Raw genomic sequence first — 23,759 nt, forward strand, 5'->3', positions numbered from 1 at the left:
AACTAACTAACTAACTAATAAAGGCTTTTATGAATATTTATTATTCTTCGTTGTATTATCTAAATGATTTTTCTAGCGGAGCGAATAAGCGTTTAGACGAAATTGGAAAACGCCTTTTAAAGGAACATACAAATAATTTTAAATGTATTATAACTTTTAATAATAGACCCATTTGGTGCCCCATTGAAAATTGTATATTTATTAAAGAGTATTCAAATAAATTCCAACGAATGGTTTCTTGGCTTGAGCTTTCTTTTAAATTAGCTAGGCTACCTAAAGGAATATTTGTGAACGATTTTATGCCTATACCTTTTTTCAGCTATAGGCATTACCATTTTCAAACGATTTACGACCTGAGAAATTTTGATGGTTTTGGGCGAGGGGGACTTGGTTTTCTCACCGAATCATTTCAAAAGAGGCAATTGGCTAGTGCCGACAAAGTAATAACTATTAGTGAGTTTACATCTAAAGCAATTCAAAATTACTGTTCAATTAAAGAAAGCGATATTATTGTTTCTTACTGTGGGATTGACGATAAAAAGATTGAATATCAGAATAATGAGCGTGATATAGACATTCTTTATGTAGCAACTTTTGAAAAAAGAAAAAATCACATAAACCTAATCAAAGCGATAGAGCTATGTGAGGGGTCTTTGAATATTACTTTTGTTGGCTCAGACAACGGCCTTAAAGACGAAATAGTTAATTTAGCCTCAAAACTTGAAAGTAAAGGTCATAATATTATTTTTTTAGAGCAAATATCTGAAAAAACACTATGTGAAATGTATAGTAGAGCAAAAGTTTTTTGCTTTCCGTCATTTTATGAAGGCTTTGGTATGCCTTTAATCGAAGCGTATCAATTGGGTTGTAATGTTGTTTGCTCTGATATTGATGTATTCAAGGAGATTACTTTGAACAAAGCAATCTACTTTGATCCTAATAGTCCAAAAGATATAAGCGATAAGTTACGTAGTTCGCTGAAATTGAATAGCTGCGATGACAGTATAAGAGAAGAAATAATTAACTTTTATTCTTGGGATCATATATTCAAATCCTTTAACTCAACAATAATGGATTCTATTTCGAAGAAAAGTAAAAATCTTTAAGTAATTAGTTAGTTATGTTTTTAAAAAATAAGTTTTTCATTTAACATATTAAAAAAGCAGTTTTGATATGCTATTTAATCTATAGGAAAGAATATGAATAAAACAGCGGTTGTAACAGGTGTTACCGGGCAGGATGGCGCATACTTAGTTGAGTTGTTATTAAGTAAAGGTTATAAAGTTTTTGGCGCGTACCGAAGAACAAGTAGTGTTGATTTCTGGCGACTGGCAGAAGTAAAGGTATTAGAACATCCTAATCTTGAATTAATTGAATTTGATTTAACGGATTTATCTAATAGTATTCGCTTGATAGAGAAGTGTAAGCCAGATGAAGTGTATAATTTGGCTGCACAAAGTTTTGTAGGTGTCTCATTTGAACAACCTATTACCACTGCAGAAATAACTGGTATCGGTGCTGTTAATTTACTAGAAGCAATTAGAATTGTAGATTCATCAATAAAATTTTATCAAGCTTCAACTTCAGAAATGTTTGGCAAGGTGCAAGAAATCCCTCAAACAGAGTCTACTGCTTTTTATCCTCGAAGCCCTTATGGTGTTGCTAAATTATATGCTCATTGGATGGTTATTAATTATCGTGAGTCATATGGAATGTTTGCTACCAGTGGTATTTTATTTAATCATGAATCACCTCTTCGTGGTAAAGAGTTTGTAACTCGAAAAATCACAGATTCAGTAGCGAAAATTAAATTAGGAAAACTAGACGTTTTAGAGCTTGGTAATATTGATGCTAAACGTGATTGGGGATTTGCTAAAGATTATGTTGAAGGAATGTGGCGTATGTTACAAGCTGATAAGCCTGATACTTATGTTTTGGCAACAAACAGAACCGAAACAGTAAGAGATTTTGTTACTATGTCTTTCAAAGCAGTAGGCATCGCTCTTGAATGGTCAGGAACAGAAGAGAATGAAGTAGCAAAAGATATTTCTTCTAATAAAATAGTTGTAAGAGTCAATCCTAAATTCTATAGACCTGCAGAAGTTGAATTACTTATTGGAGACCCAACTAAAGCTAATAATGAGTTAGATTGGCAGCCCCGAACAACTTTGGAGGAGTTATGTGAAATGATGGTGCAAGCTGATTTAGTTCGTAATGAATCAGGGTTTTCTAATTAATGTCTAATAAAACGGTTTTAGTTACAGGAAGTTCAAGTTTCACGGGTGCTTATGTTTTGTCTGAGCTAAAATCTCAGGGATTTTCATTTATTGATAATGTAGATAAATCCGTTGATTTACGAAATTATGATAGCGTAGTCAATTTGGTTAATAAAGTAAAACCTGATTATGTAATTCATCTGGCAGCATTATCGTTTGTTGGTAATACTAATATTAATGAAATATATGAAACAAACCTACTTGGAACTTTAAACTTACTTAGAGCATTAGATGAGTCTGGTTTAAACCTTCGTAAAGTCGTTTTAGCTAGTTCTGCAAATATATATGGGAATGTTGAAGGAACTATTAGTGAGAGTCAAAAACCTGAACCAGTAAATCATTATGGTATATCGAAATTTTCTATGGAGATGGCGGCACGGCAATGGAAAAATAAATTGCCTTTATTGATTTGTCGTCCATTCAATTATACTGGTATTGGGCAAGCAGAGCACTTTTTAGTTCCTAAGATAATCAAACACTTTCAAGAAAATAAAGCTTTTATAGAATTAGGCAACATAGATGTATATAGAGACTTTTCAGATGTGAGAGACATTGCCCAATGGTATGTAAAAGCTCTTGACTCAAAAGAAGTTAATTTAAATGTCAATTTTTGCTCAGGGAGCATGTTATCCCTCCGTGATATTATTCATGAATTAAACGAATTATCTGGTTATACGATTGATGTCCGGGTTAATCCTGACTTTGTAAGAGATAATGAGATAATAAGGTTATGTGGTGATGACCAATTGTTACGAACAATTATAGACATAGATGATCGTAAGTCTATTAAAGAAACCCTGCGGTGGATGTATAACTCGAAATAAATCTTCACTAATATCACTATAATAAATAAATAAATAAATAAATAAATTAAAACTAAATTTGGATAATAAATGATTTTACCTGTAATTATGGCTGGCGGCTCAGGGTCGCGATTATGGCCTTTATCGCGTCAGACTTTTCCAAAGCAATATTTAACTTTACATGGTGAACATTCAATGTTGCAAAGCACAGCATTACGCTTAGTTGGTATTGAACACCAACCACCTATGGTTATTTGTAATGAAGAACATCGTTTCTCAGTTGCGGAACAATTTCGTGCTAATGATATTGCTAATAGCGGCATTATATTAGAGCCCGTTGGCCGTAATACTGCACCCGCAATTGCGTTAGCCGCATTTAAAGCTTTACAAGATTGTAATGATGCTTTGTTATTAGTACTGGCCGCTGATCATTTAATTCTTGATAATGCTGCATTTTGTCAATCTGTTCATCAAGCAAGTGAGCATGCAAAGACAGGTAAGTTAGTTACTTTTGGCATTGTGCCTACAGCACCTGAAACGGGTTATGGCTACATTAAACGTGGCGAAGCTATTCATGGGGCTGCTTTTACAGTATCTGAGTTTGTTGAAAAGCCAGACTCTCAAACTGCAGAACGTTATATTGATTGCGGTAATTATTACTGGAACAGCGGTATGTTTTTATTCAAAGCTAGCCGTTATTTAGAGGAATTGAAAGCACATCGTCCTGATATATATCAAGCATGTGAAAAAGCTATGGCAGATATTCAATCTGATGCTGACTTTGTACGGGTGAATAAAGAAGCTTTTGAAGCTTGTCCTGATGATTCTGTCGATTATGCGGTTATGGAAAAAACCACTCAAGCGGTTGTTGTACCGATGGATTGTGGTTGGAGTGATGTTGGTAGTTGGTCTGCACTTTGGGAAATTGAAAATAAAGATGAAAGTGGTAATGCATTCAAAGGAGATGTTTTAGCTATTGATACTACAAATTCATACATAAATGCCCAAGATAAATTAGTAGCTGTTATTGGTCTGGATGATGTAGTGGTAGTTGAAACTAAAGATGCTATTTTAGTGTCGAAAAAGTCAGAGGTACAAAAGGTAAAAAATATTGTTAATCAATTGAAAGCTCAAGATAGAAGCGAATTCAAGTCTCACCGTGAAGTTTATCGCCCCTGGGGGAAATACGACTCTGTTGATAGTAGTGAACGTTTTCAAGTCAAACGTATTACCGTAAAACCTGGCGCTAAATTATCAGTACAAATGCATCATCATCGTGCAGAACATTGGGTGGTAGTTTCAGGTACGGCAAAAGTGACCAACGGCGATAAAACTATTTTATTAACTGAAAACCAATCCACCTATATTCCTATTGGTGTAATACATGCCCTAGAAAATCCAGGTAAAGTAGAGTTAGAGTTAATCGAAGTTCAGTCGGGTTCATATTTAGGCGAAGATGATATTGTTCGCTTTGAAGATAATTACGGGAGAGCCTAGTAATGCCTGCAACTATAGGTAGTACTACACTTACCTGCTTCAAAGCCTATGACATTCGTGGGCAATTAGGTGAAGAATTAAATAATGATATCGCCTATCGTATTGGCCGCGCTTATGGTGAATTTTTACTTAGCGATGACAATAAAGTAAAAACGGTCGTTGTTGGTGGTGATATTCGTTTAACCTCTGAAGAATTAAAGTTTGCCGTAGCTGGTGGTTTGATGGATGCCGGCGTGAACGTCATTGATTTAGGGATGACAGGTACTGAAGAAATTTATTTTGCTACATCACATTTGAATGTCGATGGTGGTGTTGAAGTTACCGCAAGTCATAATCCTATGGATTACAATGGTATGAAATTGGTGAAGAGCGAATCAAAACCAATTAGTGGTGATACGGGGCTATTTGATATTCAAACACTTGCTGAGACTCAAGCTTTTGCTGAAAAAGCATTAGTGCGCGGCAGTTACCAATTAAGTTCGACCCTTTATGCCTATGTGCAGCATTTACTAACTTACATCAGTGTTAAAAATATTAAGCCTCTTAAGCTTGTTGTTAATTCGGGTAATGGTGCTGCAGGTCATGTGATTGACGCCCTTGAAGCACAGTTTCTTTCCTTGCATGTACCAATAGAATTTATAAAGATAAATCACGAGCCTGATGGTAATTTCCCTAATGGAATTCCTAACCCTCTTTTAATAGAAAATCGTCAAGACACAATAGATGCCGTTCTTAAACATAAAGCAGATATGGGAATTGCTTGGGATGGTGACTTTGACCGTTGTTTCTTGTTTGATGAAAAAGGTCAATTTATAGAAGGTTATTACATCGTAGGGTTATTAGCTGAAGCATTTTTGCAAAAAAATGCAGGAGCTAAAATCATTCATGATCCACGTTTAACTTTGAACACTATTGATGTAGTCACTCTTGCTGGTGGAGAGCCAGTACTATGTAAAACCGGCCATGCTTTTATTAAAGAACGCATGCGCAGTGAAGATGCTGTTTATGGTGGTGAAATGTCTGCCCATCATTATTTTCGTGATTTTATGTATTGTGATTCAGGAATGATCCCTTGGTTATTAGTCGCTGAACTACTTTGTGTTAAAAACCTCAAGTTATCAGATGCTGTTGCTCAGCGCATTACAGCTTACCCATCTTCAGGGGAGATTAATTTAAAACTTGAAGACCCTAAGTTAGCAATTGCACGGGTGTTAGAAAAATATCAAGCTAATGCCGTATCGGTTGATTACACTGATGGAATATCTCTTGAATTTATTGATGCTGATGGAGAATGGCGTTTTAATTTGCGAAGCTCTAATACCGAGCCCGTAGTTAGGTTAAATGTAGAGTCTAAAGGTAATGTTGAGTTGATGAGTGTTAAAACTGAAGAAATTTTAATTTTATTAAGAACGTAAATACACTTGAGATTTTAATGTTATTTTCAAATAAATGATATCAATATAACTATAACAAGCACAGGTTACGTAGGCATTATCAGCAGCAATGCTATTATCGGTGAAACTAAAACCAATATTTGAAACTGACATTGCTAAAACAGTTGCTTGGTATTCAAATAATGAGCAATGGTGGCAGTCGGTAATGGATGGTTCTTATCAAAACTGTATAGCTGCCCAATACAAATAATGCAGGACTAGCTAACTACAAAAGCGATATCAACTGATATCGTTTTTTATTTTTTGTTGATAGATTATTTTCTTATTTATTAGTAGTGACAATAAATTAAAGACTCTTTACAATAAGTTATTAATAATACTTTAAGGATGAGAATGCAAAACAAAATAACAAAAGCAGTAATACCTGTAGCAGGCCTAGGTACTCGGATGTTACCAGCTACTAAAGCTATTCCCAAAGAGATGTTGCCTATTGTTGATAAGCCGATGATCCAATACATCGTTAATGAATGTGTTGCGGCGGGTATTAAGGAAATTGTGCTAGTTACCCATTCTTCAAAAAACGCGATTGAAAACCATTTTGATAAGTCCTTCGAGTTAGAAACTACTTTAGAAAATCGTGTAAAGCGTCAGTTGCTCGAAGAGATTCAAGCGATTTGCCCGAAAGACGTTACCATACTGCATGTTCGTCAAGGTGAAGCGAAAGGCTTGGGTCATGCTGTAATGAAGGCCCGTCCTATTATTGGTAACGAACCTTTTGTTGTGGTACTTCCTGATGTTATTTTAGATGATGCTACAGCAGATTTGAAAACCGAAAATTTAGCGGCGATGTTAACGCGTTATAACGAAGTGGGTGGCTACAGCCAGATTATGGTTGAACCTGTGCCAATGGAGCAAGTAAGTAGTTATGGTGTGGTTGATTGTGGTGGTGTTGAGCTTGCCCCAGGTGAGTCAAAAACTATGACGGCTATTGTTGAAAAACCAGCGATGGAAGACGCGCCATCAAACTTAGCCGTTGTTGGTCGCTATGTCCTTTCTGAGAAAATTTGGGATTTATTAAAGTTAACCCCTCCAGGTGCTGGTGATGAAATTCAATTAACTGACGCTATTGCGATGTTAATGGAAAAAGAAACGGTTGAAGCTTTCCATATGACAGGTAAGTCACATGACTGTGGTTCTAAACTAGGCTATATGAAAGCGAATGTTGAATACGGTTTACGCCACCCAGAATTAGCTGATGATTTCAGAGCATATTTAACCGACTTGATGAAGTAACGTCTATTTTTTCTTTTGTACTTTGTACTCTTGTCGTCATGCTGAATTTATTTCAGTATCTGGTTTTTGTTGTTGCAAGTACAGATCCTGAAACAAGCTCAGGATGACGGAGAGTAGTGTTCAGGATGAAGGCGTTGGTATCAGGATGATGATCCAACTGGATCACGTTTAGCCCACGGGATGACGTTATTGGTATCAGGGAGTCGTTAATCGTTTAGCACTTTTGTCGTCATGCTGAATTTATTTCAGTATCTGGTCTTTGTTGTTGTAAGTACAGATCCTGAAACAAGTTCAGGATGGCGGTGATGGTATCAGGGTGACTGTTATCCCACATGATGACGTTATTGGTATCAGGATAACGGTTATCCCACAGAATAACGAGCCTTCACCTATTTTAAATTTACTATAAGAAAAGTATAAATATGGATATATCTTCTTTATCAGCGCTTTCGAAAGCGGCTAAGTCTCGGGCAATTGTTTCATTGTTCTCCACTGACCAAAGCCGTGTTGATCAATACTCAACTAGCAATGCTGGTCTATACCTCGACTTCTCTAAACAAAACATTAACGTAACAGAACTTAATCAGCTTTTTGAATTAGCAGAAAAGTCTAGTTTAGCTGAAAAAATCAACGCGCAGTTCTGTGGCGAGGTTATCAATAACACTGAAAAGCGTGCCGTGCTTCATACCGTTCTTCGTGCCCCAGATGAAAAAAAACAAGCGATATTAGGTGTACAAGCTGACGAAGTTATTGCCACTGAGCAGCACATGGCCGACATTGTTAATGATATTAGTTCGGGAACGTTACTTTCAGCTTCTGGTGAAAAGTTCACTGATATTATCGCGATTGGTATTGGTGGCTCTTATTACGGTATTAAAGTGGCGCTTTCTGCATTAAGTACTTTTCATACCACCGGCTTGGATGCCCATGTTATTGCCAATGTTGACGGCGCTGCAGTTGAAGAGAAACTCGCTAAGCTGAATGTTGGTACCACCTTGGTTGTTGTTATTTCTAAAACCTTTACCACCCAAGAAACTTTACTTAACGCATTAGCGGTTAAAAATTGGATGCTTAAACATTCAACTTGTTCTGATATTATTGAAAAACAGTGGTTTGCGGTTAGTACTAATATTGCTAAAGCGACTGAGTTTGGTGTTTTAGAAAAAAACATTCTTCCGATGTGGGATTGGGTAGGCGGACGATTTTCTCTTTGGTCTGCTGTTGGTTTACCGCTGGCGCTAGTTATTGGCAATGAAAATTTTAATAAGCTTAAGCAGGGCGCTTATCAAATGGACCAGCATTTTCAAAATGCTCCCTTTGAGCAGAATATGCCGGTGTTAATGGCACTGCTTGGTATTTGGAATCGTAATGCTTTGCAGTATTCAAGCCTTGCTATTTTACCGTACGACCATTCTTTGCGGGCTTTACCCGGTTATCTACAACAAACTGATATGGAAAGTAATGGTAAGTCAGTGTCTAATACTGGCGAGAAGTTAGCGTGGCAAACCGCCCCCACTGTTTTTGGTCAAGAGGGGACAAATGGTCAGCATGCTTTTATGCAATTAATGCATCAAAGCGATGACATTATTCCTACCGACTTTATTGTCTGTTTAAAAGGCGCGAGCAATTTGCCTGAGCATCATCAAGTATTAGTGGCTAATTGTTTTGCGCAAAGTGAAGCGTTAATGCGCGGTAAAACCTTAGCAGAAGTTGAAGGTGAACTTGACGCCGCAGGCTTAACAGCTGACGAAATTTCTACACTTGCGCCACATAAAACCATGAAAGGTAATACACCTAGTAACACGTTATTACTTGAAGAAATGACACCCGAAAATTTAGGGGCCTTGCTTGCACTTTATGAGCATAAAATTTTTGTACAAGGTGTTATTTGGCAGTTAAATTCTTTTGACCAATGGGGTGTTGAACTGGGCAAACAATTAGGCAACAGTATTTTATCAGCAATCAATGGTGGCGAAATGTCAATGCTGTCAGCTTCAAGTCAAAATCTAATCAAACGTTTTAATAGTTCTACTAATAAATAGCATTCAAATATGAACAATAACTAGTCATAAAAGTGGCTAGTTATTGACTTTTTCACGGCAAATCTATAGTATTCCCGCGCTTTTACCTTGATATACCCTCAAATAAGTCAATTAACGCTTCTTGTTAAGTTTTCCTATTATTAGGACGTCGTCAGGTTACACCCCACTATCCATAAAATGAGAGTGCAATGTTCGAATTACATGCCAGTAAAGTTTCTAACCTGAAGAACGATGTTCTTTCAGGACTTACCGTCGCCTTAGCGCTAGTGCCCGAAGCTGTTGCTTTTGCATTTGTTGCTGGTGTCGACCCTCTTGTTGGTTTATATGCTGCTTTTATGGTGGGTTTAATTACCTCTGTTTTCGGTGGACGCCCTGGCATGATTTCTGGTGCAACCGGCGCTATGGCTGTTGTCATGGTGAGTCTAGTGGCTATTCATGGTGTTGAGTATTTATTCGCTACGGTGGTATTAACAGGCTTACTGCAAATTCTTGCTGGTATATTTAAACTGGGTAAGTTTATCCGCTTAGTACCCCATCCCGTTATGCTTGGCTTTGTTAATGGTTTAGCTATCGTTATATTTTTAGCTCAGCTTGGTCAATTCAAATTTACTAATGACGCGGGTGAATTAGAATGGATGCAAGGAGCACCTCTTTATACCATGGCAGGGTTAATTCTTTTAACCATGGCAATTATTCATTTTTTCCCTAAGTTAACTAAAGCGGTACCTTCAACATTGGTCGCGATAGTTGCTGTGTCATTCTTAGTTTTTGGCCTTAATCTCGATACTAAGTTAGTGGGTGATGTTGCCTCTATAGCCGGCGGATTACCAACATTTAGCATACCTAGCGTACCATTTGATTTAGAAATGTTAAAAATCATCTTTCCATTCGCTATCGTATTAGCAGCGATTGGTTTAATTGAATCATTATTAACGTTAACCCTTATTGATGAGTTAACCGGTACTCGTGGTCGTGGTAACCAAGAATGTATTGCACAGGGTGCAGCAAATACTGTTACGGGTTTCTTTGGCGGTATGGGTGGTTGTGCAATGATTGGTCAATCAATGATCAACGTGAACTCAGGTGGTCGAGGTCGAGCCTCAGGCATTACTGCGGCACTAGCATTACTTGGCTTTATTTTATTTGCCTCAGGTTTAATTGAACAAATCCCTCTAGCGGCCTTAGTTGGCGTTATGTTTATTGTTGTTATTGGTACCTTTGAATGGTCGAGTTTCCGCATTTTAGGCAAAGTGCCGAAGGCTGATGCCTTTGTGATAATTCTTGTCTCAGGTGTTACTGTTTATTCAGATCTTGCTATTGCTGTTGTTGTTGGTGTTATTGTCTCAGCGTTAGTTTTTGCTTGGGAACACGCAAAACACGTTACTGTGCATCGTTCAACTAACGAGCATGGCTCAACCGTTTATGATGTTAAAGGACCATTGTTTTTTGGTTCGGTTTCAAACTTTTTAGAGCAGTTTGATATGGATGAAGCAAGTAGCGACATTATCGTAGAATTTAAAAATTCACGCGTTGTTGACCATTCTGCTATTGAAGCGATTGATACCTTAGCTGACCGTTATTTGTCGCGCGGCAAAACCATGCACTTAAGACATTTAAGCAGTGAATGTACAAAGTTATTAACCAAAGCGGGTAGTCTAGTTGAAATCAACGTGATTGAAGACCCTGACTATCATATTGCTACTGATAAATTAGACTAATATGATACAAGCCTATACATTATGTATAGGCTTTTTAAGTTTGGCCGAAGGTTATTATGCAATTAGAGTTTTTTGATGTTCCCAGCCCTTGTGTGGGTGTGTGTCAGTCTGATGAAAAAGGCAATTGTCTTGGCTGTTACCGTACGCGTGAAGAACGCCACACGTGGATAAACTTAACGTCTGATAACAAACAAAAAGTAGTTAAACGCTGCTTGCAACGCAAAAAACGTAAAAATGCCAAACCGAAAGTTAAAGTTATTCCAACCCAGATAGAAACGCAACAACCTTCGTTACTTGAACCCCAATCAAAAGCAAAGCCAGATCCCTCAACAGATCTCGATTTTGGTGACTTTGAACTCTAAGACTATCATTCTCAACAGACTCTTGAGTCTAGAAAATACGTTGTTATTCTGAACAAATATTTCACCTTTCACGAATAATTCAGTCCTGAACGAATACCGTCATCCTGAACTTGCTCTACAAAGACCAGATACTGAAATAAATTCAGCATGACGACATGGGAGTGAGATAATGCGAATCATCAACAAACCACTTTCCGTCATCCTGAACTCGTTTCAGGATCTGTTCTTGTTCTACAAAAACCAGAGACTGAAATAAATTCAGCATGACGACACGGGAGTGAGACAATGCGAATCATCAACAAACCACTTTCCGTCATCCTGAACTCGTTTCAGGATCTGTTCTTGTTCTACAAAGACCAGATACTGAAATAAATTCAGCATGACGACATGGGAGTGAGATAATGCGAATCATCAACAAAACACTCTCCGTCATCCTGAACTCGTTTCAGGATCTGTACTTGTTCTGCAAAGAGTAGATACTGAAATAAATTCAGCATGACGACAAAAAGGCTACACGATTACCGACTCCCTGATACCAACACCGTCATCCTGAACTCGTTTCAGGATCTGTACTTGCTCTACAAAGACCAGATACTGAAATAAATTCAGCATGACGACATGGGAGTGAGAAAATGCGAATCGTGAACAAACCACTCTCCGTCATCCTGAACTCGTTTCAGGATCTGTACTTGTTCTACAAAGAGCAGATACTGAAATAAATTCAGCATGATGACATGGGAGTGAGACAATGCGAATCATCAACAAACCACTTTCCGTCATCCTGAACTCGTTTCAGGATCTGTCCTTGTTCTACAAAGACCAGATACTGAAATAAATTCAGCATGACGGCATGGGAGTGAGCAAAAAACAGAAGGCAAATTTACTATGTGCTTTTAGTATCTGAAATACTCTTATTTATTTGCTTCATTCTCCATTCACCGTGAATGTATAACCATTGGACGTAATTGGCTCAGGTTCACTTGCCGTATTGTTCAAATCATTTTATTGTTGACTATTAAACCCCAAAATAATAATCCGCACAGGAAGCATTAAATGCATATCAAGCAAAGCATCGCGCCTACGTTGTTGGCGCTTAGCGTATCACTCGCGTTATCTGGCTGTTTAGAGTCTGAGCAGCAAGACCCAAAAGTGTCTATTAATAAAAACCCTTATCCGAGTACTTATCAACCTCTACCTAAGCAAACTACATTAATCAAAAATACCACGGTATTAATTGGTAATGGTGAGCGTTTTGATAATGCTGATGTGTTGATGACTGATGGAAAAATATCTCAAGTGGGCAAAAACTTGTCCGCTGCGGGTGCTGTCGAAATTGATGGAACAGATAAATGGGTTACGCCTGGTGTTATCGATGTGCATTCGCACTTAGGGGTTTATCCAAGCCCGTCGGCTGAGTCACACTCAGACGGTAATGAAATGAGTTCGCCCAATACCTCTGAAGTTTGGTCTGAACACAGTATTTGGCCACAAGACCCTGGTTTTAATGCTGCCCGTGCTGGCGGTGTTACTACAATGCAAATCTTACCTGGCTCTGCTAATTTATTTGGTGGACGTGGTGTAACGCTTCGTAATGTATCAAGCCATACGATGCAAGGCATGAAATTTCCAGAAGCGCCTTATGGTTTAAAAATGGCTTGTGGTGAAAACCCTAAGCGTGTTTACGGTAGCCGTAAAATATTACCCTCAACTCGTATGGGTAACATGGCAGGTTACCGCATGGCTTGGGCAGAAGCGACTGAGTATAAACATGCCTGGGAAAAATACGACCGTGACTATGAAGCGGGGAAAAATCCTTTAGCGCCAGCACGAGATTTAGAGCTTGATACCCTTCGTGGCGTGCTCGACGGTGAAATTTTAATTCACAATCATTGTTACAAAGCTGAAGAAATGGCGATGATGATTGATCTGGGTAAAGAGTTTAATTACCAGTCAGGGACTTTTCATCATGCGATTGAAGGTTACAAAATTGCTGACTTATTAGCTGAAAATGGAAACTGTGCAGCCATGTGGCCTGATTGGTGGGGTTTCAAAATGGAAGCTTACGACATGATCCACGAAAACGTTGCGGTTGTTAACGCGGTGAAAAACTCTTGTGCGATTGTTCACTCAGACTCAAACAGTACTATTCAGCGTTTAAACCAAGAAGCAGGTAAAGTAATGTACCGTGCTAACGAGAATGGTTTTGCCTTAAAACCTGCAGAAGCTATTCGTTGGATCACTTTAAATGCAGCTAAATCTTTAGGTATTGATGATAAAACCGGTAGTTTAGAAGCGGGTAAAAATGCGGATGTAGTGCTTTGGAATCAAAGTCCTTTCAGCGTTTATGCACAAGCTGAACAAGTATTTGTTGATGGTGCAAAAGTGTATGACCGTTTTGATGATAAATACCAAGCAACAAGTGACTTTATGTTAGGGCAAGCTGAAGTTCCTGCTTTACCTAAAAAGGGAGGGCAGTAATCATGAAAAAAATTAAGTTATTTAAAGCCTCGTTAGTTGCACTTGCTTTAGCGGCAATAAGCCATGCTAACGCAGAAAGTTTAGCAATAACCAATGCCACTATTCATACGGTTACTGAACAGGGCGTTTTAACAAATGCCACGGTTGTTATTGATGACGGAAAAATTATTGCGATTAACCCTGAAAAAATTGTTGCTGATGTAACCTTCGATGCGATGGGGAAAATATTGACACCGGGTTTAATTGGTTCTATGAATTCATTAGGTTTGGTTGAGGTGAATGCCGTATCAAGAACCCGTGATGCTAGTGATAAAAAAGCAGACATCACTTTTGATGCATCAATCGCTTTTAACCCACGCTCAACGGTTGTGCCTTATACACGCAAAGGTGGTATCACCAGTAACGTTTCAGTGCCTAGCGGTGGTGATAGTATGTTCAAAGGGCAAACCTTTGTAACAGACCTCTCAGGCGAGTTTGACAGTGTTTACATTAAAGAAAATGCCGTCATCATAGATCTTGGTGCTAAAAGCAGTGGTTCACGCGCTCTAAACTTACAAAAACTGCGTTACACGCTTGAAGACGCCCAAAAAGCCTTAACCAAGGTTGCTGAAGACGCTAAAACAGCGAAAAAAGATAAAAAGGCTGACGAGAAGCAAAAAGAACCAAAAGAATTAAAGCGTGATGAAAAAATTATCAACGCCTTATTAGCCGGTGATAAACCGCTTGTAGCTTATGCTGACCGCGCCACGGACTTACTCGAATTACTGAAATTAAAAGCTGAGTTTAATCTTGATTTAGTGATTGCTGGCGGTGCTGATGCGATATTAATTACCGAGCAATTAGCTACAGCGAAAGTCCCAGTTATATTTGGCGCTTTAGATAACTTACCAAGTAGTTTTGATTCGCTACATTCATCTTTAGACAATACGGCGAAATTAACTCAAGCAGGTATCAATGTTGCTTTAGCCATAAGCGACGCACATAACTTGTATCAGCTGCGTTTTGAAGCGGGTAATGCAATTGCTAATGGTTTAACTAAAGACCAAGCACTTGCCGCTGTTACTGCCAATGTTGCCGATGCTTTTAACATTAATGCGGGTCGTATTGCCGTTGGTAAAAAAGCCGATTTAGTTTTATGGAGTGCAGACCCTTTCGAGCTTAGTACGAAAGTAGATAAAATGTGGATTAACGGCAAAGAGACCTCAACACAGAGTCGTCAAGACAAACTGCGTAAACGCTATACCACTGAGAGTGATATGCCAAGAGGTTACACGAAGTAACCCTTATTGGCAGTTTGCTATTTTATGGCGAAAGGCATTAAACGATAATTCGTTTAATGCCTTTTTTTTGCGCTTTGTTATTTAGCACTTTTGCCGTGATGCTGAGTTTATTTCTCTAGTCGACATACTGAATTTATTTATCTAGTCGTCATACTGAATTTATTTCAGTATCTGGTCTTTGTTGTTACAAGTACAGATCCTGAAACAAGTTCAGGATGACGGAGTTGGTATCAGGGAGTCGGTAATCGTGTAGCCTTTTTGTCGTCATGCTGAATTTATTTCAGTATCTGGTCTTTTTGGTTATAAGTACAGATCCTGAAACAAGTTCAGGATGACGGAGAGTGGTATCAGGATGACGGTGTTGGTATCAGGGAGTCGGTAATCGTGTAGCCTTTTTGTCGTCATGCTGAATTTATTTCAGTATCTGGTCTTTGTGGTTATAAGTACGGATCCTGAAACAAGTTCAGGATGACGGTGTTGGTATAAGGGTGACACAGTAGTGTTCAGGATGACGAAGTAGTATTCAAGATGACGGTTATTTGTATTATCGTTATAATGATTTATTTATTACTTTCTAAATACCGCTTGGGGTTGTATGTCATCAATTATTGCTGAAAATGAATTTGGTCAAATTAAGCAAGTTTCGCTTACCGATCAGATAAATGCACTAGAAATTATCCATAATACTTGTACAGCAAAAATAAGTTTATATGGTGGTCACGTTCTCGCTTGGCAACCCGCTAACCAAAAAGCGGTATTTTGGCTTAGTGATGACGTTATTTTTGAACAGGGAACGCCTATTAGAGGTGGGATCCCTTTATGTTGGCCATGGTTTGGTCCATATCAAGCACCTAGCGGTGAAAAAGCGGGTAATCATGGTTTTGCTCGTCAACGAAATTGGCAACTTAATGACGTGATCGTTGCTAAAGACAGGGTTACGGTAACTTTATCTTTGTCTGGAGAAAATGAGCACCCATTATGGCCTCATCAATACCAATTGAAGCAGCAGTTGGTTTTTTCTGAACAATTTGAACAAAAATTATTTATTAGTAATTTATCATCCAAGTCGTTTGAATATTCAGCGGCATTACACAGTTACTTCGCCGTTAGTGCACCAGAAAATATTACGGTAGCACCGTTAGCTGAGTTTCCCTTTGATGACAAAGTTACGGGTAAAGAACAGCAGCTTGCTGCTTTAGAAAATTGTCTGGGTGAAGTTGATCGTATTTATTACACTAACCAACAATGCTTAATCGAAGATAAACAATGGCAAAGAACGCTTAATGTATCGTCAACAAATTGTCAGCAGTGGGTTTTATGGAATCCCGGCGTTGAGGTTGCTCAGCGAATGAAGGATCTTCATGTTGGTGCTGAAAAAGAATTTGTTTGTTTAGAGGCAGCTAATACTGACAGGCAAGTTGTCCAAGCGAATGAGACCGTGATGATCGGGCAGAAAGTCACGCTAACATAAACACATCAAAAACAGCACTCAATTTAAGCCACTAGACTTTGTCGCTATTATCCTTTATCTTTTGATGATTAATTAACAGGTAATACCAGTTGGTATTACCTTTTATAATTTTGGTGGCTGTGTGAATACAAGTCGTAGAGAATTCTTTAAAGTTAGTCTGCTTGGCAGTGCCATCTTGTTGGTTGGCAGTAGCTTGTCTGCTATAGCACTAGCCAACCCAAGTACAAAAAACCTACAAAAATTTGATTTTCTTCAAGCATCTGATGCTGATTTTTTATTAGCGCTTGCCCCTATTATGTTAAAGAGTAACTATCCTGGTGTATTAGCTAAAGACGCTGGAGTGCGCTTATTAATGGCTGTTGACCAACAAATCATTACTTTAGGTGAACACTCCCAAAAGCAATTACGGCAGCTGTTTGATTTAATGTCATCGACGACATTTCGTTATCTTGTTGGTGCACCGACCAGTGATTGGAACGTAACCTCAGCGAAAGAAATTGAAAGCTTCCTACAAGGTTGGAAAAATAGCCTATTTTCATTAAAACGTACTGGCTACGCTTCTTTAGGTAAGCTGATTATTATGAGTTGGTATGCTCAGTCAGAAAATTATTTACAAGCGGGATACCCAGGCCCTCCTAAAATATATCCATCGCAGGAATAAAACGTGAAAATAGTCTCTGAAATTCGTGGTATTAGCGATCCGTACTCAGCAAATAAAGCGATCACTAAGCAAACGGTCAATGCTAATCAGCTAGATACCAATATTATTAGCGCTGATGTCATTATTATTGGCACTGGGGCTGGTGGTGGCACAAGTGCTGAAATATTGGCACAGGCAGGGCTAAAGGTGTTGATGATAGAAGAAGGGCCATTAAAGTCGACCCGTGACTTTAAAATGGATGAACGAACTGCCTATGCCGATTTGTATCAAGAAAATGCTGGGCGAGCCACAAAAGATGGTGGCATTGGTATCTTGCAAGGGCGCTGTGTTGGCGGAACTACGGTAATCAACTGGACCTCAAGCTTCAGAACACCGTCACCAACCCTAGATTATTGGCAAAAAACATTTCAGGTAAAAGGCTGTAGTAGCAGCGATATGGTCCCTTGGTTTGAACAAATGGAAAAGCGCCTAAATGTCACGCCATGGCAAGGTGGAGCGAATGAAAATAATACGGTGCTAAAAGAAGGTTGTGAGCAACTCAATATTCCATGGAAAGTTATTCCGCGCAATGTCAAAGGCTGCTGGAACTTAGGTTACTGCGGTATGGGGTGTCCGACCAACGCAAAACAATCGATGCTAGTTACCACTATCCCAGATGCGCTTGAACATGGTGCCACATTACTTTATCAAGCTCGTGTCGAACGGTTAATTATTGAGAATAATAAAATAACAGCCGTAGAATGTTTTGCGCTCGATGATAATAAGAAAAAGACAGCGAAGAAAATCATCGCCAAAGCACCTTATATTATTTTAGCAGCTGGTGCGATTAACGGCCCAGCACTGATGTTACGCTCTAAAGCGCCAGATCCGAATAATCGTATTGGTAAAAGAACCTTTTTGCATCCAACTGTTTTCTCCTTTGCTCAATTTGATAAAGAAATATCGCCCTTTTATGGTGCGCCACAAACTATTTATAGTGATCATTATCAATGGCAAAATGGTGCTACCGGGCCGTTAAGTTATAAGTTAGAGGTACCGCCATTACACCCGGCTATGTCATCAATTATGTTAATGGGCCACGGCACTAAACATGTTGAGGATATGGCAAAGCTGAATAATACCCATGCAATGTTAGCCTTGTTACGTGATGGCTTTGACGCTGATAGTGAAGGCGCTGAAATAACGCTTTCTGATGACGGTAGCCCGATTGTTGATTATCCGATGAATGATTATTTATTTGATGGGGTTAAACGCGCTTATTTGTCTATGGCTGAAGTGCAGTTTGCTGCTGGTGCTAAAAGAGTTCGCCCCGCACATCAACACGGACAATGGTTTGAAAGCTTTGAGTCTTTTAAAGCCGGTTTTAATGAACTTGAGCATAAAGTAAGCAACAACTTAATTGGTAGCGCTCACGTTATGGGAGGCTTAGCGATGGGTGAAAACAAAGCACTATGCTTAGTCGATAGTGATTGTAAGTACCATTATTTAGATAATTTATGGGTATTTGATGGTTCTGTTTTTCCCACATCTATTGGTACTAACCCGCAACTTTCTATTTATAGTTTAGTTTGTAAACAAGCGACCAAACTTGCTAAAAAATTGAATGAATTATAAAGGTTTTATTTTTGGCGTTAGACAAGAAAACAACTAAACTTACAATGAAAAATAGACCGAATTATAATTATTAGCACAATTTTCATCGTGTTGAATTGATTTCTCTTGCTGCCATGCTTAATTTATTTCAGTATCTGCGTTTTTGGTTCTAAGTACAGATCCTGAAACAAGTTCAGGATGACGGAGATGTGTTCAGGATGAAGGCGATGTGTTCAGGGTAAGGCTTTGTGAGCAAGATGACGGTTCTCGCTTTACGCTCTTGTCGTCATGCTGAATTCATTTCAGTATCTGCTTTTTTGGTTCTAAGTACAGGTCCTGAAACAAGTACAGATCCTGAAACAAGTTCAGGATGAAGGCGATGTGTTCAATATGACGGCTTTGTGTTTAGGATAACGGTGTTCGCTTAACACTCTTGTCGTCATGCTGAATTCATTTCAGTATCTGCGTTTTTGGTTCTAAGTACAGTTCCTGAAACAAGTTCAGGATGACGGTGTCGTGTTCAAGATGATGGTGTTGTGTTCAGGACTACGGTGGTTGTTAAGGGTAACAGTGCTCGCTTTTCACTCTTGTCGTCATACTGAATTCATTTCAGTATCTGCGTTTTTGGTTCAAAGTACAGATCCTGAAACAAGTTCAGGATGACGGTGTCGTGTTCAGGATGACGGTGTTGTGTTCAGAATGACGGAGATTATTCAGGATGACAGTGCTCGCTTAACACTCTTGTCGTCATGCTGAATTCATTTCAGTATCTGCGTTTTTGGTTCTAAGTACAGGTCCTGAAACAAGTTCAATATGACGGCTTTGTGTTTAGGATAACGGTGTTCGCTTAACACTCTTGTCGTCATGCTGAATTCATTTCAGTATCTGCGTTTTTGGTTCTAAGTACAGATCCTGAAACAAGTTCAGGATGACGGAGATGTGTTCAGGATGAAGGTGTTGTGTTCAGGGCAAGGCTTTGTGAGCAAGATGACGGTGTTCGCTTAACACTCTTGTCGTCATGCTGAATTTATTTCAGTATCTGTGTTTTTGGTTCTAAGTACAGATCCTGAAACGAGTTCAGGATGACGGTGTCGTGTTCAATATGATGGTGTTGTGTTTAGGACTACGGTGGTTGTTAAGGTTAACAGTGCTCGCTTAACACTCTTGTCGTCATGCTGAATTTATTTCAGCATCTGTTTTTTTGGTTCTAAGTACAGGTCCTGAAACAAGTTCAGGATGACGGATATGTGTTCAGGGTTATGGGTAGCATTCAGGGTTTTTGGCTGGGGTATCTTATGTTTACTTTGTTCAAAATAGCTATTCAATACACATGCTAAAGCAGTTGATTATTTGTTAATTAAACCCCCTTTATATATTTATGCACATATTTAGAATAAACGAAAGCTATATGTATATTGTATATTATACTGGTTTTTATCTCGCTAGCTCAGCAATATAAGAATACTATATTGTATACAATATGGTAAATATACAGTTTTTTCTTAATAAAATGCTAAAAATACTGAATATTTACTCTAATCTAGATTGACACGAAATTATTTTTATGAAACTGCAATAATTAGTTTGCTTTTTAGGCATTGGAGTGATTATTCTAATAAAACTTTTTGTTTGAATGAGACTTTTCATGGAACACCTAAATCAATTATTTGTAGAAGCGGGCACGTTAATGTTTGCTGGCATGGTCTTCGTTTTTATCTTTTTGGGATTAATGATTGTTTTTATTAATGTCGTTTTAAAACGCCTCGCCATCAAATTTCCAGATGCCGTTATCCAAACAAGATCTACCCGCTCAAATCAAAAAACAAAACAAAATGTTGATGGTGTTTCACCTAAAGTGGTGGCAGCAATTACTTCTGCTGTATCGCAATACCGAAAACAACATAATCAACCCTTAAGCAACCATAAAACTAAATAGGAATAAACTCATGACAAAGCCATTAGGTATCACTGAAGTTGTTTTAAGAGATGGTCATCAATCATTGCTCGCCACTCGTTTACGCCTTGAGGATATGTTACCCATTGCGCCAAAACTTGATGAAATTGGTTTTTGGTCAATCGAGTCTTGGGGTGGTGCTACGTTTGACTCTTGTATTCGCTATTTAGGTGAAGATCCTTGGGAACGTTTACGCGCATTAAAAAAAGCGATGCCAAAAACTAAACAACAAATGTTATTTCGCGGTCAGAATATTTTAGGCTACCGTCATTATGCTGATGATGTGGTCGAGAAGTTTGTTGAACGTGCTCATGTTAACGGTATTGACGTGTTTCGCATTTTCGATGCAATGAATGATGTACGTAATTTACAAACAGCGATTAAATCAGCAGTAAAAGTCGGCGCTCATGCGCAAGGCACATTAAGCTATACCGAGAGTCCAGTGCATACCCTTGAAGGTTGGCTGACGATGGCTAAGCAAATTGAAGATATGGGCGCGCATTCTTTATGTATCAAAGACATGTCTGGTCTATTAAAACCTTACGACGCTGAAGAATTGATTGGTCGTCTAAAAGAAACGGTCTCTTTACCTATTGCTTTACATTGTCATGCGACCACAGGTTTAAGTATTGCTACTCACATGAAGGCTATTGATGCCGATGTAGATGTTATCGATACGTCTATTTCTTCAATGAGTATGACTTATGGTCATTCACCGACAGAAACGATTGTTTCGATTGTTGAAGGTACCAAACGAGATACCGGTTTAGACATGGTTAAGCTTGCTGAAGTTGCCACTTACTTTCGTGAAGTTCGTAAAAAGTATGCCAAATTTGAAGGTAGCTTAAAAGGTATCGATGCGCGTATTTTACTTGCACAAGTTCCTGGCGGCATGTTAACAAATATGGAAATGCAGTTAAGAGAACAAGGCGCTGCAGACAAGCTTGATGAAGTATTAATTGAAATTCCAAAAGTAAGAAAAGATTTAGGTTATATCCCATTAGTGACACCAACCTCGCAAATTGTTGGTACGCAAGCGGTATTAAATGTATTGACGGGTGAGCGTTATAAGTCAATCACTAAAGAAACAGCCGGTGTTTTAAAGGGTGAATATGGCGCAACTGCCGATAAAGTTAATGCCGAATTGCAAGCGCGTGTTTTAGATGGCGCTGAAGCGATAACTTGTCGTCCTGCTGATTTAATTAAACCTGAACTTGATAATCTTACTGCAGAATTAGAAGAACTTGCTAAAGAGAAACAGATTGATTTAGCCGATGAAGTGATTGATGACGTTTTAACGTATGCATTGTTCCCGCAAATAGGACTGAAATTTCTAGAAAATAGAAATAATCCGGATGCATTTGAACCTGTGCCTACGATTGAAGATGCGGTAGCAGCCTCTGCACCCGCTAAAAGTTCAACTGCGCCAGAAAGTTATGCCGTTAGTGTTGATGGTCAGGTGTTTGACGTTGTTGTAGGCCCTGGAGGCGATATTAGCCAAATTACTCAGCCTAGTAGTAGTCAGTCATCAAAACCGTCCTCATCAACTTCTGAAGCGTTAAATGCACCACTTGCTGGCAATATATTTAAAGTGTTAGTTAATGAAGGTGATGAAGTTGCAGCCGGTGAAGTTGTTATCATTATGGAAGCAATGAAAATGGAAACTGAAATTCGTGCAGTTAACTCAGGTACCGTCACTTCAGTGGATATTAAAGAAGGCGATTCTGTAACTGTTGGTCAAGCTTTATTGAGTTTAGGATAGATAATAATGGATTCGTTAAATAAACTTTGGTTGTCTACTGGCTTAGCTAACTTCGAGTCAGGTCAGGTGATCATGATGATAGTTGGCTGTTTGCTACTTTATCTTGCAATAGCACGTAACTTTGAACCGTTATTGTTATTACCTATGGGCTTTGGTGCGATATTAACCAATATACCATTGGCTGGATTTTCAGAAGTTGGTGGTTTATTACATTTCATCTACTATGCGGGTATTGATACGGGGATATTCCCGTTGATTATCTTTATGGGGGTGGGTGCAATGACCGACTTTGGCGCGTTAATCGCTAACCCTAAAACCTTATTACTTGGTGCTGCAGCCCAATTCGGTATCTTTGCCACCTTATTTGGTGCTATTGCTTTAAACGCAATACCTGGTATTGAATTTACGCTTAAAGATGCATCAGCTATTGCTATTATTGGTGGTGCAGATGGTCCGACCGCGATATTTTTAGCATCAAAACTAGCGCCAGAATTATTAGGTGCTATTGCTGTTGCTGCTTATTCTTACATGGCTTTAGTGCCAATTATTCAGCCACCTATTATGCGCGCATTAACCACTGATGCTGAACGTAAAATTGAAATGGAGCAATTACGCCCAGTAACAAAAATTGAAAAAATAGTATTCCCGTTAGGTGTCCTCATGATGACTATTTTCTTTTTACCATCAGCAACACCTTTAGTTGGCATGTTCTGTTTGGGTAATTTGATGCGTGAATGTGGTGTGGTTGAACGATTAAGCTCAACAGCGCAGAACGAGTTAATTAATATCACCACCATATTCTTAGGTTTAGGGGTTGGCTCTAAATTAAGTGCCGAAGCCTTTTTGAATATAGAAACCTTAGGTATTTTAGGTTTAGGTGCCGTGGCATTCTCAATTGGTACTGCTTCTGGGGTATTAATGGCTAAGTTAATGAATAAACTTTCATCAACACCTATTAATCCTCTCATTGGCGCTGCCGGTGTTTCAGCAGTACCTATGGCGGCACGTGTTGCTAATAAAGTGGGTCTGGAAGCTAATCCACACAACTTCTTATTAATGCATGCGATGGGGCCTAACGTTGCTGGTGTGCTTGGTTCAGCGGTTGCGGCAGGTATCTTACTGGCCTTAGTGGGATAGGAGTTGCGGTACGCTTAACGCGTTAACTAATAAAAACG

Annotated in this window: 19 protein-coding genes; all 19 read left to right on the forward strand. The window is 38.8% G+C overall.

All coding sequences use genetic code 11. From position 1 onward, the window contains the following. Window positions 1-29: 29 nt before the first annotated feature. The 19 genes from H4J56_RS17510 to H4J56_RS17595 all read left to right on the forward strand — a co-directional run bounded on the left by H4J56_RS17510 (window position 30) and on the right by H4J56_RS17595 (window position 23,721). Entirely contained in the window at window positions 30-1,106 is a 1,077-nt protein-coding gene (locus H4J56_RS17510; RefSeq protein ID WP_182259669.1) for a glycosyltransferase family 1 protein, read from the forward strand. Between the two features lie 93 nt (window positions 1,107-1,199). Next, window positions 1,200-2,237, forward strand: a complete 1,038-nt coding sequence (gmd, locus tag H4J56_RS17515) for a GDP-mannose 4,6-dehydratase (protein WP_182259670.1) — start codon at window positions 1,200-1,202, stop codon at window positions 2,235-2,237. Next, window positions 2,237-3,100, forward strand: a complete 864-nt coding sequence (locus H4J56_RS17520) for an NAD-dependent epimerase/dehydratase family protein (protein ID WP_182259671.1) — start codon at window positions 2,237-2,239, stop codon at window positions 3,098-3,100. Before gmd ends, H4J56_RS17520 begins: the two co-directional genes overlap by 1 nt. A gap of 69 nt (window positions 3,101-3,169) precedes the next feature. Further along, entirely contained in the window at window positions 3,170-4,576 is a 1,407-nt protein-coding gene (locus H4J56_RS17525) for a mannose-1-phosphate guanylyltransferase/mannose-6-phosphate isomerase (RefSeq protein ID WP_182259672.1), read from the forward strand. Between the two features lie 2 nt (window positions 4,577-4,578). Continuing rightward, window positions 4,579-5,991 carry a phosphomannomutase CpsG gene (locus H4J56_RS17530; RefSeq protein ID WP_182259673.1) on the forward strand — a complete coding sequence of 471 codons (1,413 nt, stop codon included), beginning with the start codon at window positions 4,579-4,581 and terminating at the stop codon, window positions 5,989-5,991. A gap of 100 nt (window positions 5,992-6,091) precedes the next feature. Beyond that, the gene (locus H4J56_RS17535) at window positions 6,092-6,220 is read left to right on the forward strand and encodes a hypothetical protein (protein WP_259368203.1); all 129 of its coding nucleotides are present in this window, start codon (window positions 6,092-6,094) and stop codon (window positions 6,218-6,220) included. Between the two features lie 143 nt (window positions 6,221-6,363). Next, window positions 6,364-7,263, forward strand: coding sequence for a UTP--glucose-1-phosphate uridylyltransferase GalU (galU, locus tag H4J56_RS17540; RefSeq protein WP_182259674.1), 900 nt, complete (start codon window positions 6,364-6,366; stop codon window positions 7,261-7,263). Window positions 7,264-7,685: 422 nt separating this feature from the next. Then, window positions 7,686-9,305 carry a glucose-6-phosphate isomerase gene (gene pgi / locus H4J56_RS17545; protein ID WP_182259675.1) on the forward strand — a complete coding sequence of 540 codons (1,620 nt, stop codon included), beginning with the start codon at window positions 7,686-7,688 and terminating at the stop codon, window positions 9,303-9,305. Between the two features lie 188 nt (window positions 9,306-9,493). After that, window positions 9,494-11,023: a SulP family inorganic anion transporter gene (locus H4J56_RS17550; RefSeq protein WP_182176065.1), complete on the forward strand. Its 1,530-nt coding sequence runs from the start codon at window positions 9,494-9,496 to the stop codon at window positions 11,021-11,023. A gap of 56 nt (window positions 11,024-11,079) precedes the next feature. Then, window positions 11,080-11,385, forward strand: coding sequence for a DUF1289 domain-containing protein (locus tag H4J56_RS17555; protein ID WP_182259676.1), 306 nt, complete (start codon window positions 11,080-11,082; stop codon window positions 11,383-11,385). A gap of 1,053 nt (window positions 11,386-12,438) precedes the next feature. After that, entirely contained in the window at window positions 12,439-13,863 is a 1,425-nt protein-coding gene (locus H4J56_RS17560; RefSeq protein WP_182217337.1) for an amidohydrolase, read from the forward strand. A gap of 11 nt (window positions 13,864-13,874) precedes the next feature. Then, window positions 13,875-15,143, forward strand: coding sequence for an amidohydrolase family protein (locus H4J56_RS17565; RefSeq protein WP_182259686.1), 1,269 nt, complete (start codon window positions 13,875-13,877; stop codon window positions 15,141-15,143). A gap of 595 nt (window positions 15,144-15,738) precedes the next feature. Continuing rightward, window positions 15,739-16,614: a D-hexose-6-phosphate mutarotase gene (locus tag H4J56_RS17570; protein ID WP_182259677.1), complete on the forward strand. Its 876-nt coding sequence runs from the start codon at window positions 15,739-15,741 to the stop codon at window positions 16,612-16,614. A gap of 121 nt (window positions 16,615-16,735) precedes the next feature. Continuing rightward, the gene (locus H4J56_RS17575; RefSeq protein ID WP_182259678.1) at window positions 16,736-17,275 is read left to right on the forward strand and encodes a hypothetical protein; all 540 of its coding nucleotides are present in this window, start codon (window positions 16,736-16,738) and stop codon (window positions 17,273-17,275) included. A 3-nt stretch (window positions 17,276-17,278) separates the two neighbouring features. After that, window positions 17,279-18,889: a GMC family oxidoreductase gene (locus H4J56_RS17580; protein ID WP_182259679.1), complete on the forward strand. Its 1,611-nt coding sequence runs from the start codon at window positions 17,279-17,281 to the stop codon at window positions 18,887-18,889. Window positions 18,890-19,116: 227 nt separating this feature from the next. Continuing rightward, a complete protein-coding gene (locus H4J56_RS19825) occupies window positions 19,117-19,242 on the forward strand; it encodes a hypothetical protein (protein WP_259368204.1) in 126 nt (41 codons plus the stop codon). 1,271 nt (window positions 19,243-20,513) lie between these two features. After that, complete coding sequence (locus H4J56_RS17585; RefSeq protein WP_182217344.1) at window positions 20,514-20,804, forward strand: OadG family transporter subunit; 291 nt, start codon at window positions 20,514-20,516, stop codon at window positions 20,802-20,804. A 10-nt stretch (window positions 20,805-20,814) separates the two neighbouring features. After that, window positions 20,815-22,584 (forward strand): sodium-extruding oxaloacetate decarboxylase subunit alpha, encoded by a 1,770-nt coding sequence (gene oadA / locus H4J56_RS17590; protein WP_182217346.1) that lies wholly within the window; start codon window positions 20,815-20,817, stop codon window positions 22,582-22,584. A gap of 6 nt (window positions 22,585-22,590) precedes the next feature. Next, window positions 22,591-23,721, forward strand: a complete 1,131-nt coding sequence (locus tag H4J56_RS17595) for a sodium ion-translocating decarboxylase subunit beta (protein ID WP_182217347.1) — start codon at window positions 22,591-22,593, stop codon at window positions 23,719-23,721. Window positions 23,722-23,759: the final 38 nt, after the last annotated feature.

Origin of the sequence: Colwellia sp. BRX8-4, assembly GCF_014077345.1 — a bacterium.
Lineage (GTDB): Bacteria > Pseudomonadota > Gammaproteobacteria > Enterobacterales > Alteromonadaceae > Colwellia_A.